Source organism: Kitasatospora sp. NPDC001095, from assembly GCF_053598615.1.
The window spans coordinates 54,187-68,511 of the sequence record NZ_JBSFKQ010000030.1; the positions used below are offsets into that span (position 1 = coordinate 54,187).

Here is a 14,325-nt window from a genome sequence, read left to right on the forward strand (position 1 = left end):
CCCATTAGTTACTCCAATTGGGTGAAAAGTAATCCTTCGCTCTCGCGTCGTACCTCCATTCGGATTAACAGAGGGTGAGATTTCCGGCATGCGGACGCTCCGATCAATACCCTCACCCTCGTCCAGGGCAGGCCGTACGGCCATGGCCATGGGCCTCTTCGCGGGCACGCTGCTCACCGGCACCCTCACCGCTCCGACCGCCGAAGCCGCCGTCAGCTTCACCAAGACGGTGGACAAGCCGACGGTGGCGCCCGGCGAGAACGTCACCTACACCCTGCGCTACACCTGCTCGGTCACCGACTGCGCCAACGGCCGGATCACCGACACCCTTCCCGCCGGGATGGAGTTCGTCGGCTGGACCCCGGACGCGAGCACCGTCGACGTCGCCGGTTCGACCGTCCCGGCGGCGGGCGCCACGGGCGGCACCCTCGACATCAGGCTCCTCACCCTCACCCCGGGGACCACCGCGACCGTCAAGGTCGTCCTCAGGTTCCCCAACTTCACCACCCCCAACGGCACCAAGGCCGTCAACTCGGCCACCCTGACCGCCGACGGCGAGCCCGAGCAGTCCGGCTCCGCCACCACCGGCGCCGTCGTCCAGCCCGACTACAAGGTCACCAAGGGCGTCCAGACCAGCAGTCAGGACGGCCGGTCGGTCACCTACCAGTTCAGCACCTGCTCCACCAGCGGCGTCCCCAACGTCGACCTGGACGCCGCCCGCCTGGTCGACACCCTGCCGCCCGGCGCCGTCGTCGACACCGGCCGCTCGCCGGGCTGGACCCGGGACCCGGCCGACCCCGACCGCTGGGTGTTCGACATCGGCGACTTCCGGGCCGGCAACGGCCAGGCGGGCTGCCGCATCCCCGGCGTCCTGGTCGTCAACTACCCCGACCCGACGTTCCCCAGCGGCACCACCTCCACCAACTCGGTCGTCCTGCAGGGCGATCCGCTGGGCCCCGAGGGCATGCGCGACCTCTCGAACGCCACCGCGGACTCCCCGACCTTCCAGCCGCCGACCACCGGCATCCAGGTCACCGCCTCCAAGATCTGGCAGGACGAGGTCGTCTCCGGCGACATCGCCTCCTTCAGCCTCCACCCCGGCAACATCGCCGGCCCCGCCACCCGCCTGGTGATGACCGACCCGGGCGGCGGCACCACCTCGAACCTCTACAACTGGCTGATCCCGCAGTCCATCCAGCTGGAGGCCTGGAACCCCACCAGCATCGGCCTCACCCTCCAGTACCGGCTGGACGGTGACCCGACCTGGCGGACCTTCACCCCCGGCAAGCCCTTCGACGGTTCGGGCAGCCGCCGGATCACCTTCGCCGCAGGCGCCGGCGACCCCGCGAACGACGAGCTCGGCATCCCCGGCGGGCGCCGACTGGACGGGCTGCGCTTCGAGTGGAACGGCCCCATCCCCACCGGCTGGAGCCCCGGCAACGCCGTCCAGGTGCTCGCCCAGGTGGTCACCCCCGGCCACGACGGCCGCACCGCGCCCGGCCCGCTGCACAACTGCGTGGACGTGACCGGCACCGACGCCGCCGGCGCGACCTCCTCGGCGAGCGCCTGCGCCGACACTGACGTCTCCGCCGCCACCAACCTGGGCGCGGCCAAGACCACCACCTCCGGGGAGGTGCTCGCCCCCGGCGGCATCGCGACCTTCCAGGTCACCCCGTACAACCGCACCGGCCGCACCCTGGGCACCCCGCTGGTGATGTACGACCTGCTGCCGGCCGGCCTCGTCTACCAGGACGGCAGCGCCCGCCGCGACCCCGGCTACCCGGAGTCCCTCGCCCCGCAGTCCGTCCAGGTGCTGCCGGGACCGGACGGCCGCCAGCTGCTCAAGCTGACCTGGCCGGCCGGCGCGCCCGACATGACCTACCTCGACGACCACCGGGCCCACCGCACCCTGATCGACGTCCAGGTGGCCGGCAGCGCCAGGCCCGGCACCCTCACCAACGACGTGTACGTCACCACCGAGGGCGCCAGGGAACCGGTCGCCTGCTCCTACTTCGGCACCGACAGCGGCACCCCGGACACCCTCGACCTCAACGGCGACGGCAACACCACCGAGACCATGTGCCACGCCTCCTCCAAGGTCGAGGTGCAGGTCCCGGCCGTACTGCGCTCCTTCAAGGAGGTCAGGGGCGACCTCGACCAGGACTACGCCACCACCGGCACCACCACGCCCGGCGGCGGCCTCTCCTACCGGCTGACCGTCCGCAACGACTCGCCCGACCCGGTCACCGACTTCGTCGCGTACGACAAGCTGCCCACCCCGGGCGACTCCTACCTGCTGCGCCCGGACGTCCCGCGCGGCTCCGCCTGGACGCCCTCGCTCACCCGGCCGCTGACCTCCAGCGATCCGACCGTGGTGATCGAGTACGCCACCTCGCCGAAGCCCTGCCCGACCGGCGCGATCACCGTGCCCGGGCCGTGCGACGCCGGCGCCCGGTGGAGCACCGACTTCCCCGGTCCCGGCAACGCCACCTGGTTCAGGGTCAGCCGACCGGGCACCCTGCCGTCGGGCGGACTGTTCACCCTGACCTGGCCGATGGTCGCCTCGGTGGACGCCGGCAACGCCGACTTCGCGTGGAACAGCTTCGCCTACACCGCCACCGACTCCACCGGCAGCCCGCTGCTGCCGGCCGAACCCGCCAAGGTCGGCGTCGGCGTCCAGGCCCCCGCACCGCCGAACAACGCGCTCGGCGACCACGTCTGGGCCGACCGCGACGGCAACGGCGTCCAGGACGCCGGCGAGAGCGGCGTCCCGGGCGTCCGGGTGGAGCTGCTGGACGGCGCCGGACAGCCGGTCCGCGACAAGCTGGGCAAGCCGGTCACCACGGTGACGGACGCGGACGGGAACTACCTGTTCGACCAGCTGCCGGACGGGGAGTACGCGGTGCGCTTCGACCTGAGGACCGTCCCGGCGGACGCCAAGGTCACCGTGCGGCACGCGGGGAAGGACCCGGCGCGGGACTCGGACGCCGACCCGACCACCGGGACCACCCAGACGGTGCGGCTGTCGGGCGGGATGCGGGACCTGAGCCTGGACCTGGGGCTGGTACTGGCGGATGCGCCGACTCCCACGCCGACGCCTACTCCCACGCCGACTCCGACGGGTTCGCCGACGCCGACCTCGTCCCCGTCTCCGACCTCGTCGCCGACACCCACCCCGACGAACTCGCCCTCCCCGACGAACTCGCCGTCCCCGACGGGTTCGCCGTCCCCGACGGGCAGCCCGACCGGCACCCCGTCGGGCACCCCGACCGACGGCCCGTCGAACGGCCCGTCGTCGACCGAGCCCCCGAGCACGGGTGAGCCCGGTGCCCCGTCGCAGGATCCGCAGCGGCCGTCCCCGGGGCAGGGGAGCGGCGAGCTGCCCCACACCGGTGGGCCCGGCCTGCTGCCGGCCGTGCTGGGCGCCGTCGCCCTGGGCTCCGGCGTGCTGTTCACGGTGATCGCCCGGCGCCGTCGGGGCCGTCACAGCTGATCATCCGTAACCGACCGAAGGACAAGACTGTGCCCGCCGGCCAGACCGCCGGCGGGCACAGTCGTCTGTGGGGGTGGGTCAGCTGTGGGGGTGGGTCAGCCCACCGGGACGGGCTGCGCGGCGGTGGCCACCGGCGCCGGGTGGAACCAGCGCCGGGCGCCGAACAGCAGCAGTCCGCCGAGCGCGATCCCGCCCACCGCGCACAGCGCCACCGGGCGCAGCGAGTCCTCGGCGAGCTTGCCGGAGACGGCGTAGCCGAGCGAGTTGCCGGTGGCGAACAGCGTGATCAGCCAGGCGAAGGCCTCGGTCACGGTGCCGGTCGGCGCCAGTTCGGCGACCAGCACGAACGCCGCCGCGAGCAGGGGGGCCAGCATGATCCCGGAGAGGAAGGCCAGCGCGGCCATCGGGTACGGCCCGGGCAGGGTGACCAGCGGCAGGTAGCAGGCGGCCATCGCGAGGGCCATCGCCCAGGTGCGGCTGGCCGTGCTCTGCCGCCAGTCGACCGCGCCGTAGGCGAGCGCGCCGAGCAGGCCGGCGAGCGCGGCCAGCGCCAGCAGGGTGCTCCCGCCGCCCGGCAGTTCGCCGGCGTGCCGCTCGGCGTAGGCGATGAACAGCACGTTCTGGCCGCCGACCGCCCAGCCGGCCCCGGCCAGGCCGATCAGCAGCAGCACCAGGCCGGGGGAGCGCAGCGGTCCGAGCAGTCCGGCGGACTGCTCCCGGGCCGGGGCGCGCCAGGCGCGGGCGGGCCCGGTGGTGGCCACGATCAGCGCGCCGGCCAGCCCGAGCCCGGCGGCCACCCAGAGCGCGGCGACCGGGCTGAACAGTCCGGAGACGGCGGCGACGGCCAGCGGCCCGGCCACGTAGAGCGTCTGCTGGGAGGCGGAGTCGAAGGCGTACGCGGTGTCGAGCTGCTCCTCCTCGACCACGTCCGGCCAGAGCGAGCGCAGGCAGGGCTCCAGTGGGGGCATGGCGAGGCCGGCGATCGCGGCCCCGACCGGTGCGCCGATCGCGGAGCCGGGGGCGAGGGCGAGCAGCGCGTACCCGCCGCCGGCCACCACGGCGGAGGCGAGCAGGACCCTCGGCTGCCCGGTGCGGTCCACGATCCGGCCGAGCACCGGCCCGCCGATGGCGACGGCGAACGCGTAGGCGGAGGTGGCCAGTCCGACCCGGCCGTACGGCACCCCGGCGTCGCGCAGGGCGAGGGCGATGACGAGGGCGGTCATGCCGGCGGGCAGACGGCCGAGCAGGGTGCCGAGCAGCAGGCGGGTGACGTGCGGGGCACGGAGCAGGGCGAGGTAGCCCATCGGCGTCCTCTCCGGGTGGGCAGGCAGGGGCGGGGACGCCGACAAAGTTATACGTATAACCGCTCGGCGGTCAATCGGACTGTCAAGCTGGTCTGATGGGGCGTCAGCTTCGTTCGTGTCCGGAGTTCGAGTTCGCGGTGGGCCCGGAGGGGGCAGGAACTCTGCGTGACCTCAAACAAGTACTTTGAACATCTCAAACCTTTGCTGCTAACGTATCGGCCATGACAGCCTCAGACGCACTGCGGATGCACGGCCCGGGCCAGCTGCCCGGCGCCGCCCGCCCGTGTGCTCTGGCCGGTGCTGTGGACAGCCCGCGCCGTTGTCGCGCCCCGCGCTGTACTGCCCTGTGCTGTACCGCGGCGGCACGCCCCTGACCGGGGGCCCGACCTCTTCCGTCCGGCCCCGCGCCGTGCCGCCTGCTCCGCCCCCACCTCACCGTCAGCAACGCCCTCCCCGGAGACGCTCCCCCATGTCCACAGCGCCCGAGGCGACCACGTCGCCGTCCGTGCTCGCCCGCATCCGCAAGACGCCCTTCTGGGTGCAGATCGTCGCCGGCCTCGTGCTCGGCGTCGGCCTCGGCTACCTGGCCCGCGCCGCCGACATCTCCTGGCTGGCCACCACTCTGGAGACCATCGGCAAGACCTTCGTCCAGCTGCTCAAGCTGGCCGTCCCGCCGCTGGTGTTCACCGCGATCGTGGTGAGCGTCGCCAACCTGCGCAACGTGACCAACGCGGCCCGCCTGGCCACCCGCACGCTGCTCTGGTTCATGATCACCTCGCTGATCGCGGTCGGCATCGGCATCGGCCTGGGCCTGCTGACCAACCCGGGCGAGGGCACCAACCTGAAGACCGAGGGCCTCAAGGCGCTCGACTCCAAGGGCACCTGGGTCGACTTCCTGACCGGGATCTTCCCGACCAACATCGTCGACTCCTTCGCCAAGGTGAACGTCCTCCAGATCGTCTTCCTGGCGGTCGTGGTCGGCGCGGCGATCATCAAGCTCGGCGCCAAGGCCGAGCCGGTCCTCAAGCTCAGCGAGTCCGTGCTGGAGCTGACCCAGACCGCGCTGTGGTGGGTCATCCGGCTCTCCCCGCTCGGCACCCTCGGCCTGGTCGGCAAGTCCGTCGCGAAGTACGGCTGGGACCTGCTGAAGCCCTTCGCCACGCTGACCCTGGACATCTACCTCGGCTGCGCCCTGGTGCTGTTCGTCGTCTACTCGCTGGTGCTGCGCTTCGCCGCCGGGCTCAACCCGGTGCACTTCTTCAAGGGCGCCTGGCCCGCGATCCAGCTGGCCTTCGTCTCCCGCTCCTCGGTCGGCACCCTGCCGGTCACCCGCCGCGTCACCGAGCGCCTCGGCGTCCCGAGCGAGTACGCGTCCTTCTCGGTGCCGTTCGGCGCCACCACCAAGATGGACGGCTGCGCCTCGATCTACCCGGCCGTCGCCGCGATCTTCGTCGCCCAGGTCTTCAACGTCGAGCTGGGCATCAAGGACTACATCCTGATCGCCTTCGTCTCGGTGGTCGGCTCGGCCGCCACCGCGGGCCTCACCGGCGCGATCATCATGCTGACGCTGACCCTGTCCACCCTGGGCCTGCCGCTGGAGGGCGTCGGCCTGCTGCTCGCCATCGACCCGATCCTGGACATGATGCGCACCGCGACCAACGTCGCCGGCCAGGTCGTCGTGCCGATCGTGGTCGCCGCCCGGGAGCGGATCCTGGACGTCGCCGCGTACAACAACCCCTCCGGGGACCTGTACGAGGAGGACGCGAAGCCGGCCGTCGCCGCCGGTCAGGGCGAGCCGGCCGCGGCCGCGGCCTGAGGCTCGTCCGGCCTTCCGGCCCGGCCGCTCGGCCGGAGGTCGGATGTCCGATCGGACGTCAGAGGGGGCGTTCGATCCGCGACGGAAAGAGCCCTCTCCCGGTGACGGGAGAGGGCTTTCCGCATCCCTTCGTTCCGCACCCGAACTTCCGTCCGGTTCGCGGCTTTCGAAAAGGCAGGGGGCCCGCCGGATGGGCGGGCCCCCTTGGGTACTGCTCTTGTGCTCATGGTGGCGGCTGTCGGGCGCCGCCGGCGGACCCGTACGGGTCCCGAGCGATCAGATCATCAGAGGATGGTCAGACAGCGCTGACGTTCTCCGCCTGCGGGCCCTTCGGGCCCTGGGTGACGTCGAAGGTGACCTGCTGGTTCTCCTCCAGCGAGCGGAAGCCGTTCGCGTTGATGGCGGAGTAGTGAACGAAGACGTCGGGGCCGCCGCCCTCCTGGGCGATGAAGCCGAAGCCCTTCTCAGCGTTGAACCACTTGACGGTTCCCTGAGCCATGCCGTTCTCCTTGCGATGCGTGTCGGGGGCCACACCGTGTGACACCCGGTCCGCTGCGCTGATCGCCCTGCCTCCGGACGTGTCCGAAATTTTTCGATATTGCTGAAAAACTACAAAAAGCCTGCGGTTACATGCTCCGCAGGCTTCAAGTACTGCAAGGGGAATCAAACTGCAACTGAGGGCAACGCTAGCATGCGGCCGCTGTGACGACCAGAGGTCACTTGCGGCGTGGAAGGCGCGTGTCGTAAGGGCGGGAGCGGTCGCGGAAAGGCGTGCCGGAGCCGCGTGAGGGCGTGTCGGGTGGCCGGTGCGGGCCGCCGTGAACAGCAGGCATACGCTGCGGGGAGGCACGAACAGCAAGGGAGCGGCGCAGTGGCAGCACCGGAAGCACGAACCCCGGACGCGCGGACGCGGGAGCCCCGGCAGAACACCCCTGACACCCCGGTCAGGCCCAGGGTCGGCCACATCCAGTTCCTGAACTGCGTACCCCTCTACTGGGGGCTCGCCAGGACCGGCAACCTGCTCGACCTGGACCTCACCAAGGACACCCCCGAGAAGCTGAGCGACCAGCTCGTCGGCGGCGCCCTCGACATCGGCCCCATCACCTGCGTGGAGTACCTGCGCAACGCGGACGACCTGCTGGTCCTGCCGGACATCGCGGTCGGCAGCGACGGCCCGGTGATGTCCTGCCTGATCGTGAGCAAGGTGCCGCTCGCCGACCTCGACGGCCGCAGGGTCGCCCTCGGCTCCACGAGCCGCACCTCCGTGCGGCTCGCCCGGCTGCTCCTGGAGGAGCGCGAGGGCGTGCGCCCGGACTACTTCAGCTGCCCGCCGGACCTCAGCGCGATGCTCGCCGAGGCCGACGCCGCCGTCCTGATCGGCGACCCGGCCCTGCGCGCCTACCTCGGACAGGCCGCCGACCTCGGGCTCACCGTCCACGACCTCGGCGAGATGTGGAAGGAGTGGACCGGCCTGCCGTTCGTCTTCGCGGTCTGGGCGGTGCGGCGCGAGTTCGCCGAGCGCGCCCCGGAACTGACCGCCGCGGTGCACCGGGCCTTCCTGGAGTCCCGCGACCTGTCGCTGGTCGAGGCCGCCAAGGTGGCGGAGCAGGCCGCCCGCTGGGAGTCCTTCGGGGCGGACGTGCTGGAACGGTACTTCAGCGAGGCGCTCGACTTCTCGCTCGGCGAGCGGCAGCTGGCCGGCGTCTCCGAGTTCGCCCGGCGGGTCGCGCACGACAGCGGGTTCGCCCCGGACGTCGCGGTACGGCTGCTGGAGCCGGCGGCCCTGCCGGTGGGGTGACCGGTCCCGCCGGTTGGGCGACGGGCGTTGCCGCGGGGCGACGGGCCCTGCCGCCGGGTGACCGGCGTCGTCGCTGGGGGACGGGCGTCGTCGCCGGGGGTGACAGCGGAGGTGGGCGGCCGAATGTGCTGGCGTAGGCTGGTTCGGCCGTACCCCAGTAGCACTTGAGAGAGAGAAGGCCGCCAGGTGACCGAGCTCGCAGCGACCACCCTCGATGCGTCCAGCACCGACCTGAAGGCCGTGCTCGACCGGGCCGCCGCCGGCGGCCGGATCACCCCGGAGGAGGCGCTGGAGCTCTACCGCTCGGCGCCGCTGCACGCGCTCGGCTCCGCCGCCGACGCGGTGCGCCGCCGACGCTACGCGGGTACCGAGCACATCGCGACGTACATCATCGAGCGCAACATCAACTACACCAACGTCTGCGTGACGGCGTGCAAGTTCTGCGCCTTCTACGTGCCGCCGAAGAGCGACAAGGGCTGGTCCCGCGAGCTCGACGAGATCCTGCGCCGCTGCGCCGAGACGGTCGAGCTGGGCGGCACCCAGATCATGTTCCAGGGCGGCCACCACCCGGACTACGGCGTGGAGTACTACGAGCGCGCGTTCTCGGCGATCAAGGCCGACTTCCCGCAGCTGGTGATCCACTCGCTGGGTGCCTCCGAGGTCGAGCACATGGCGCGGATCTCGGGCGTCTCCGTCGAGGAGGCCATCACCCGGATCCACAAGGCGGGCCTGGACTCCTTCGCCGGCGCCGGCGCCGAACTGCTTCCGGAGCGGCCGCGCAAGGCGATCGCCCCGCTGAAGGAGTCCGGCGAGCGCTGGCTGGAGATCATGGAGATCGCCCACGGCCTCGGCGTGGAGTCCACCTCCACCATGCTGATGGGCACCGGCGAGACCAACGCCGAGCGGATCGAGCACCTGCGGATGATCCGCGACGTGCAGGACCGCACCGGCGGCTTCCGGGCGTTCATCCCGTACACCTACCAGCCGCAGAACAACCACCTGAAGGGCTCGACCCAGGCCACCGTCTTCGAGTACCTGCGGATGATCGCGATCGCCCGCCTGTTCCTCGACAACGTCGCCCACATCCAGGGCTCCTGGCTCACCACCGGCAAGGAGGCCGGCCAGCTGTCGCTGCACTACGGTGCGGACGACCTCGGGTCCGTGATGCTGGAGGAGAACGTCGTCTCGGCGGCGGGTGCCAAGCACCGCTCCAACCTCACCGAGCTGATCCACCTCATCCGGGCCGCCGACCGCGTCCCGGCGCAGCGCTCGACCACCTACGAGCACCTGCGCGTGCTGGACGACCCGGCCAACGACCCGGTCGACCCGCGGGTCGCCTCGCACATCGCCTCCACGGCGATCGAGGGCGGCACCGCGCACCCCGAGCTGAAGATCCTGGACAACTGACCCCTCTCCCCACGGTGCGCTGACCCCGTCATGCTGACCCTGCACCGGGCGGCGTTCCTGCTGCCCGACCCGGCCGATCCCACCGCCCCGTCCATCGCCGACGGGGCGGTGGTGGTGCGTGGCGAGCTGGTGGAGGCGGTCGGGCCGTACGAGGAACTGGCGGCCGCGCACCCGGGCGCGCGGGTGCGGGACTGGGGAGCGGCCGTGCTCGCCCCCGGGCTGCGCAATCCGTACGGACACTGGCTGCTGGAACGGGCGTACCACCCGGATCCACGGGAGGAGATCGGCCTCGAACCGGTCGCGGACGGGCTGGCCGGGTCCGCGGACGAGACGCGCTGCGGGGCCAGCGCGCGGCGGGGGCTGCAGCGGATGCTCGGGTACGGGGTGACGGCGGTGGCCGGGCCCTTCGAGCGGGCCTCGGTGCGGACGGCGGTGGCGCGGTCGGGGGTGGTGGGGCTGCCTGGCTCCGGCTCTTCCGGTTCCTCCGGCTCCGGCTCTTCCGGTTCCTCGGGTGGGGGCGTGGGGCCGCTGGATCCGCTGGCGGTGCTGCCGTTGGCGCAGGCCGTGTACGGGCGGGTGGCGGCCGGGGGGCGGGCGGACTTCGCGGTGTTCGCGGTCGCGGGTGCCGGGAGTGCCGGGGGTGCCGGTGGTGCCGTCGGCGTCGCGGGTGCCGCGGACGTCGAACCGGCGGCGGGCGGGTGCCTGGCCACGGTTCTGGGCGGGCGGTTGGTGTACCGCCGACGGTGAGACGACCGTCACGGCGGGCGCGACGTACCCGCCAGTAGCCTGAACCCCTTGTGGCGTACGGGACTTCCTTCGTGTGCACTCGAACTCCGGTGCCGGTTCCGGAGAGTGATTGCCCTTTCATCGTGACCTGAGGGGCCGCCAGCGGATACGATCCCGGACAGCTCACTCCGTACCCTCACCACACCACCGCCCGCGCCCGCGGGCGGCGGGGCCGTGTCCCCGGCCCCGAAGGCAAGCCAGGACAGGAACCATGCGAACCGCGACCGTTCCCCCGCCGCGCATCCCGCGGTTGGGCCGTGGTTGGTACCTCGCCGCCGTGCTCAGCGCCGTGCTGGCCGTCGGCATGTGCCTGCTGGGTTGGCGTCAGGCCGACCAGGCCGACCGGATCGAGGCGCACCCGGTGAGAGTCGAGGGGGTCGTCACCCAGCTCCCGACCGGCGGCGGCACCTACAGCGCCGTCAGCTACCGGGCCGGCGGCGAACCGCACACCGCGGCCGCGCTTCCGCTCTCGGACGGCGCCAGGCTCGGCGACAAGGTCTGCCTGGAACACGCCGCCGACGACCCGGGCGCGGTCCGGATCTGCGGCGACACCTACCCGCAGCCGGTGGGCGTGGGCCTGGCCCGGTTCAGCGTGCCGGTGGGCGTCGTGCTCTTCCTGATCTGCGTGCTGCGCATCCGGCGGCACCACAAGGCCCTCGCGGTCCGCAGCGGGAAGGGGAAGCTGGCCGCCAACCTCGCCCTGGCGACCGGGGCGCTGGCGGACGGGATGCCCGCGATAACGCACGGCAAGCGGTCCCGCCGGCGGCGCCGCGCGGGCGGGCGGCGCGCTCAGCACTGACGGGCGGCGGGCTCGGTGCTGACGGGCGCGTGGGTGTGGTCCGGCGGGTGGGGCTCCAGGTGCGCCCCGAGGGTCGGCGTGCCCCCTTGGTCGGGGTGTCCGTGCGAGGGTGAACAATGGGGGGCGTGACCCGAGCCTCTCTGGACAAGCAGCCGCACGAAGTCGCCGCCATGTTCGACGACGTCGCGGCCAAGTACGACCGCACCAACGACGTGCTCTCCCTGGGCCAGGCCCGCGCCTGGCGCCGGGCGGTGGCCGAGGCGGTGGACGCCGGACCGGGCGACATCGTGCTCGACCTCGGGGCCGGCACCGGCACCTCCTCGCTGCCCTTCGTCGAGGCCGGTGCGAAGGTCGTCCCGTGCGACTTCTCGGTCGGCATGCTCGCCGAAGGCAAGCGCCGCCACCCCGAGCTGGCGCTCACCGCCGGCGACGCCACCCGGCTGCCGTTCGCGGACGACACCTTCGACTCGGTGACGATCTCCTTCGCGCTGCGCAACGTCCAGGACACCGACGCGGGGCTGCGCGAGATGCTGCGGGTCACCAAGCCCGGCGGCAAGCTGGTGATCTGCGAGTTCTCCACCCCGACCTGGACGCCGTTCCGGACGGTCTACACCGAGTACCTGATGCGCGCGCTGCCGCCGGTGGCCACCGCCGTCAGCAGCAACCCGGACGCGTACGTCTACCTCGCCGAGTCCATCCGGGCCTGGCCGGACCAGCCGGGCCTGGCCGCCAGGCTCCAGGACAACGGCTGGTCGAAGGTCGCCTGGCGGAACCTGACCGGCGGGATCGTCGCGCTGCACCGGGCGTACAAGATCGCGTAGCCGGGCGGTGGATTCGCGGCGGACGTGATGGACGTGATGGACGCGGCGGCCGCCTTGCTCGGAGGGGCGGGGCCGGTTCGCGGCCGGTGGCCGGGGGCGGTTCGCGGCCGGTGGTCGGGGCGGGGGCGCAGCCGGTGGTGTGAGCGGAACTAGACTGCCGGAGACAAAGCCGCCGTCCCCCAGCCGCAGTTCCAGGAGTGTGTCCACGTGTCCGAGACCGCAGCCGATCTGACGAAGCCGGACAGCCCCGTGGAGAGCACGGCCGACGTCATCGTGGTCGGCGCGGGCCCGGCCGGCTCCACCACCGCCTACTACCTGGCCCAGGCCGGGCTGGACGTGCTGCTGCTGGAGAAGACCGCCTTCCCGCGCGAGAAGGTGTGCGGCGACGGCCTGACCCCGCGTGCCACCAAGCAGCTGGTGGACATGGGCATCGACGTCTCCACCGAGAACGGCTGGCTGCACAACAAGGGCCTGCGCATCATCGGCGGCGGCGTCCGGTTGGAGCTGGACTGGCCCGAGCTGTCCTCCTTCCCCGACTACGGCCTGGTCCGCAAGCGCGCCGACTTCGACGAGTTGCTGGCCCGTCAGGCCGAGAAGGCCGGTGCGCGGCTCTACGAGCGCTGCAACGTCAGCGGCCCGGTCCTGGACGAGCGCACCGGCCGGATCGTCGGCGTCACCGCCAAGCTCGGCGACGAGAAGCGGCCGGTCACCTTCCGGGCCCCGCTGGTGGTCGCCGCCGACGGCAACTCCACCCGGCTCTCGCTCGCCATGGGCCTGCACCGGCGCGAGGACCGCCCGATGGGCGTCGCCTACCGCACCTACTTCACCTCGCCGCGCCACGACGACGACTACCTGGAGTCCTGGCTGGAGCTGTGGGACACCCGCGACGGTGACCGCAAGCTGCTGCCCGGGTACGGCTGGGTCTTCGGCATGGGCGACGGCACCTCCAACGTCGGCCTCGGCATCCTCAACTCATCGCCGGCGTTCGGCGAGCTGGACTGGCGCGAGGTGCTCAAGGCCTGGTGCGCCGGCATGCCGGAGGAGTGGGGCTACACCCCCGAGAACATGACCGAGCCGATCCGCGGCGCCGCGCTGCCGATGGCTTTCAACCGGCAGCCGCACTACACCCGCGGCCTGCTGCTCGTCGGCGACGCGGGCGGCATGGTCAACCCGTTCAACGGCGAGGGCATCGCCTACGCGATGGAATCCGGCCAGATCGCCGCCGGGGTCATCGTGCAGGCCCTCGCCCGGGTCACCGACGGCGGCCGCGAGCGCGCCCTCCAGGCCTACCCGCGCATCCTCAAGGACGTGTACGGCGGCTACTACACGCTGGGCCGGGCCTTCGTGAAGCTCATTGGCAACCCCAAGGTGATGCAGATCGCCACCCAGCGCGGCCTCACCCACCCGATGCTGATGCGCTTCACCCTCAAGCTGCTCGCCAACCTCACCGACCCGCAGGGCGGCGACGCGATGGACCGCGTGATCAACGGCCTCGCCAGGGTCGCGCCGAACGCCTGACCCGGGGCCCGGGGCGTTCGCCCCGGGCGTTCGGCTCGGACGTTCGCCCCGGGCGTTCGCCCCGGGCGTTCGGCTCGGGACCGGCATCCCGTGGACCGCGGCGCCGTAGCCCACCGCGGCAGCCTCCTCACCGCGCTCCGAGCGGATGGCTGACTCCTGCCGCGGAGGTGCCCAGCCCCGGACGGAGCGGTCGGCTACGCCTCTTCGGGCGTTTCTGTCGGGGCTGGGGCGGCGTCCGGCGTTCGGCGGGAGGCGGCGGAGCGCTGTTCGACGTAGGCGAGGCGTTCGGCGAAGACCCGGGACGCGTCGGGGGTGAGGGTCCTGAGGGCGACGAGGGCTGAGAAGACGACGTCGCAGAGTTCGTGCTGGACGTCCTCCCAGGTGTGAGTGACGCCCTTGCGCGGGTTCTGACCGGTGGCGCCGATCACTGCCGCGCCGACCTCGCCGACCTCCTCGGAGAGCTTGAGGATCCGCAGCAGCCGTTCCTCCTTGGGCGACTGCGTGCCCTGCTCGTCCAGCCATGCGACCAGGTGGTCGACGCTCTCCCAGATCCGGCTGTCCATGCGGCGCTGCTCCTGCTCCC

Annotated in this window: 11 protein-coding genes; 8 read left to right on the forward strand and 3 right to left on the reverse strand. The window is 72.3% G+C overall.

All coding sequences use genetic code 11. The features are described from left to right. Positions 1 to 148 precede the first annotated feature (148 nt). A complete protein-coding gene (locus ACWDBB_RS23410) occupies positions 149 to 3,493 on the forward strand; it encodes an SdrD B-like domain-containing protein (RefSeq protein WP_449791465.1) in 3,345 nt (1,114 codons plus the stop codon). A gap of 95 nt (positions 3,494 to 3,588) precedes the next feature. Here ACWDBB_RS23410 and ACWDBB_RS23415 read toward each other — a convergent pair whose 3' ends face one another. Continuing rightward, positions 3,589 to 4,797, reverse strand: a complete 1,209-nt coding sequence (locus ACWDBB_RS23415) for an MFS transporter (protein ID WP_449791466.1) — start codon at positions 4,795 to 4,797, stop codon at positions 3,589 to 3,591. Positions 4,798 to 5,266: 469 nt separating this feature from the next. Here ACWDBB_RS23415 and ACWDBB_RS23420 point away from each other — a divergent pair, with 469 nt between their 5' ends. After that, entirely contained in the window at positions 5,267 to 6,613 is a 1,347-nt protein-coding gene (locus ACWDBB_RS23420) for a dicarboxylate/amino acid:cation symporter (protein ID WP_449791467.1), read from the forward strand. Positions 6,614 to 6,908: 295 nt separating this feature from the next. Here ACWDBB_RS23420 and ACWDBB_RS23425 read toward each other — a convergent pair whose 3' ends face one another. Further along, the gene (locus tag ACWDBB_RS23425; RefSeq protein ID WP_316526772.1) at positions 6,909 to 7,112 is read right to left on the reverse strand and encodes a cold-shock protein; all 204 of its coding nucleotides are present in this window, start codon (positions 7,110 to 7,112) and stop codon (positions 6,909 to 6,911) included. A gap of 372 nt (positions 7,113 to 7,484) precedes the next feature. Between ACWDBB_RS23425 and ACWDBB_RS23430 the strand changes: the two genes are divergently transcribed. The 6 genes from ACWDBB_RS23430 (at position 7,485) to ACWDBB_RS23455 (ending at position 13,742) form a co-directional block, all read left to right on the forward strand. Beyond that, positions 7,485 to 8,411, forward strand: coding sequence for a menaquinone biosynthetic enzyme MqnA/MqnD family protein (locus tag ACWDBB_RS23430; protein WP_449791468.1), 927 nt, complete (start codon positions 7,485 to 7,487; stop codon positions 8,409 to 8,411). 186 nt (positions 8,412 to 8,597) lie between these two features. After that, on the forward strand, positions 8,598 to 9,818 hold the full coding sequence (gene mqnC, locus ACWDBB_RS23435; RefSeq protein ID WP_049651178.1) for a cyclic dehypoxanthinyl futalosine synthase: 1,221 nt from the start codon (positions 8,598 to 8,600) through the stop codon (positions 9,816 to 9,818). Between the two features lie 30 nt (positions 9,819 to 9,848). After that, positions 9,849 to 10,565 carry an amidohydrolase family protein gene (locus tag ACWDBB_RS23440; protein ID WP_449791469.1) on the forward strand — a complete coding sequence of 239 codons (717 nt, stop codon included), beginning with the start codon at positions 9,849 to 9,851 and terminating at the stop codon, positions 10,563 to 10,565. A gap of 250 nt (positions 10,566 to 10,815) precedes the next feature. Then, positions 10,816 to 11,403, forward strand: coding sequence for a hypothetical protein (locus ACWDBB_RS23445; RefSeq protein WP_449791470.1), 588 nt, complete (start codon positions 10,816 to 10,818; stop codon positions 11,401 to 11,403). Between the two features lie 125 nt (positions 11,404 to 11,528). Then, complete coding sequence (locus ACWDBB_RS23450) at positions 11,529 to 12,224, forward strand: demethylmenaquinone methyltransferase (protein ID WP_449791471.1); 696 nt, start codon at positions 11,529 to 11,531, stop codon at positions 12,222 to 12,224. Between the two features lie 207 nt (positions 12,225 to 12,431). Next, positions 12,432 to 13,742 carry a geranylgeranyl reductase family protein gene (locus ACWDBB_RS23455; protein ID WP_449791472.1) on the forward strand — a complete coding sequence of 437 codons (1,311 nt, stop codon included), beginning with the start codon at positions 12,432 to 12,434 and terminating at the stop codon, positions 13,740 to 13,742. A gap of 194 nt (positions 13,743 to 13,936) precedes the next feature. Here ACWDBB_RS23455 and ACWDBB_RS23460 read toward each other — a convergent pair whose 3' ends face one another. After that, complete coding sequence (locus ACWDBB_RS23460; protein WP_449791473.1) at positions 13,937 to 14,305, reverse strand: MazG-like family protein; 369 nt, start codon at positions 14,303 to 14,305, stop codon at positions 13,937 to 13,939. Positions 14,306 to 14,325 lie beyond the last annotated feature (20 nt).

Bases quoted from the DNA above. Each gene is read 5' to 3' on its own strand.
- ACWDBB_RS23460 (WP_449791473.1), bottom strand. From the start codon at position 14,305: ATGGACAGCCGGATCTGGGAGAGCGTCGACCACCTGGTCGCATGGCTG.
- ACWDBB_RS23425 (WP_316526772.1), bottom strand. From the start codon at position 7,112: ATGGCTCAGGGAACCGTCAAGTGGTTCAACGCTGAGAAGGGCTTCGGC.
- ACWDBB_RS23440 (WP_449791469.1), top strand. From the start codon at position 9,849: ATGCTGACCCTGCACCGGGCGGCGTTCCTGCTGCCCGACCCGGCCGAT.
- ACWDBB_RS23445 (WP_449791470.1), top strand. From the start codon at position 10,816: ATGCGAACCGCGACCGTTCCCCCGCCGCGCATCCCGCGGTTGGGCCGT.
- ACWDBB_RS23415 (WP_449791466.1), bottom strand. From the start codon at position 4,797: ATGGGCTACCTCGCCCTGCTCCGTGCCCCGCACGTCACCCGCCTGCTG.
- ACWDBB_RS23420 (WP_449791467.1), top strand. From the start codon at position 5,267: ATGTCCACAGCGCCCGAGGCGACCACGTCGCCGTCCGTGCTCGCCCGC.
- ACWDBB_RS23410 (WP_449791465.1), top strand. From the start codon at position 149: ATGGGCCTCTTCGCGGGCACGCTGCTCACCGGCACCCTCACCGCTCCG.